Genomic DNA, 1,888 nt, shown 5'->3' with positions numbered 1-1,888 from the left:
GCCGCCCGGTGCAGCGCGGCCAGCCCGCCGCCCAGCCCCACGGCTGCCCGACCGCTCCCCTCGACCAGGCCGTCCACCCCGAGTTCGTCGCCCGCCCGCACCGCCCAGGCGAGCGCGGTCGTCGGGCGTACGACGAGGGCCTGCTGGACGTCGTCGAGCCGGAACGCCCGGGCGAAGACCGGCCGCAACGGACCCAGGAAGCGGGCCGGGTCGGCGGCCGGGTCCCGACGCCAGCCGGCCCAGGCGACCCCCGCGCCGACCAGCAGCAGCACCAGCGGGAGCAGCAGGTTCGGTGCCAGGTGGACCAGCTCGACGGCCTCCCCGGAGGCGTCGGCCGGCACCCGGACGCGGTCGGCGAACCACGGCGCGAAGGCGGCCAGCCCGAGCAGCGCGGCAAGCACCGCCAGCAGCAGCACCGGCCAGCGCAGCACCCCCGGCGGGTCGTGCGGCTCGGCGAGCGGGATGCGGGTCGCGCCGAGGAAGGTGCGCAGCAGCAGGCGGGTCGCGTACCAGGCGGTGACCGCGACGCCGACCAGCCCGGCCAGCCAGACCAGCCAGCCCACCCAGGCCGGGCCGGGGCCGGCGTCGTCCAGCGCGGCGGCCTCGGCGGCGGCGAGCACCCCGTCCTTGCTCCAGAAGCCGGAGAGCGGCGGCACCCCGGCGAGCGCGCCGAGGCCGACCACCATGCACCAGAAGGTCAGCGGCATGCTCGCCCGCAGCCCACCCATCCGGGACATCAGCGTGGTGCCGACCGCGTGGATCACGGCGCCGGCGGCGAGGAACAGCAGCGCCTTGAAGGCGGCATGGCTGAGCAGGTGGAACAGGGCCGCGGCGGGGGCCCCGACGGCGAGCGCGCCGGTCATGTAGCCGATCTGGGAGACCGTCGACCAGGCCAGCACCCGTTTAATGTCGTCCTGAGCGGTGGCCGCGAAGGCACCGAGCAGCAGGGTCACCGCCGCCATCACCCCGAGCACCGCGAGGGCCGCCGGGGCCTGCGCGAAGAGCGGGAAGAGCCGGGCCACCGCGTACACCCCGGCGGCCACCATGGTGGCCGCGTGGATCAGCGCGGAGATCGGGGTGGGGCCGGCCATCGCGTCCGGCAGCCAGGTGTGCAGCGGGAACTGGGCGCTCTTGCCGGCGACCCCGGCGAGCAGCAGCAGGCAGGCCGCGGTGAGGATGCCGGTGGAGTGGTGATGGGCGAGCACGTCGGCGATCCGGAAGCTGCCGGCCGAGACCCCGAGCAGCGCGATGCCGAGCAGGAAGCCGACGTCACCCACCCGGGTGACCAGGAACGCCTTCATCGCGGCGGCCGGCGCCTCGGGCAGCCGCCGGTCGTGGGCGATGAGCAGGTAGGAGCAGATGCCCATCACCTCCCAGCCGACCAGCAGCAGGATCAGGTCGCCGGCCACCACCACGGTCAGCATCGCGGCGGTGAAGAGGCTGATCTGCGCCGCGTAGGGCGGGTAGCGGTGGTCCACCTCGACGTCGTCGTGCGGGCCACGCCGCAGGTAGCCGATCGAGTAGACCTGCACCGCCAGGGCCACTGCGGCGACCGCCGTGGCGACCAGCACCGCCGGGCCGTCCAGCCGGTAGCCGAGGGTGACCCGCAGCCCGCCGAGGTCCACCCAGGTGGTCGCGGCCTCGACCGGGTGGTCCACCCGGACCAGCAGGGCCACCGCCGCGGCCAGGGCCACCGCCGCGCCGGTCACGCCGAGCACGATCGCCGCCCGCCGGGCCGGATCCTCGCCGGTCGCCGCCCCGCGCGGCGACGGCGGCAGCAACAACCCGAGCAGACCGGCGAGCAGGGGTACGCCGGGCAGCGCCACCGCGAACAGTCCGGTCACTTCTCCCCCTCCGGCCGGTCGGCCCGCCGTCCGGCCGCCGGCAG

At 76.3% G+C, this 1,888-nt stretch carries 1 protein-coding gene; it reads right to left on the bottom strand.

The annotated features are described in order from the left end of the window. The coding region (locus ACWEVO_RS35930) for an NADH-quinone oxidoreductase subunit 5 family protein (protein WP_452311851.1) at nt 1-1,844 on the bottom strand (1,844 nt) is incomplete at its 3' end. Nucleotides 1,845-1,888 lie beyond the last annotated feature (44 nt).

This window comes from Micromonospora sp. NPDC003776 (assembly GCF_053605645.1).
The sequence above is the reverse complement of the archived record's forward strand: the minus strand, read 5'-3'. Positions and strand labels throughout refer to the sequence as shown.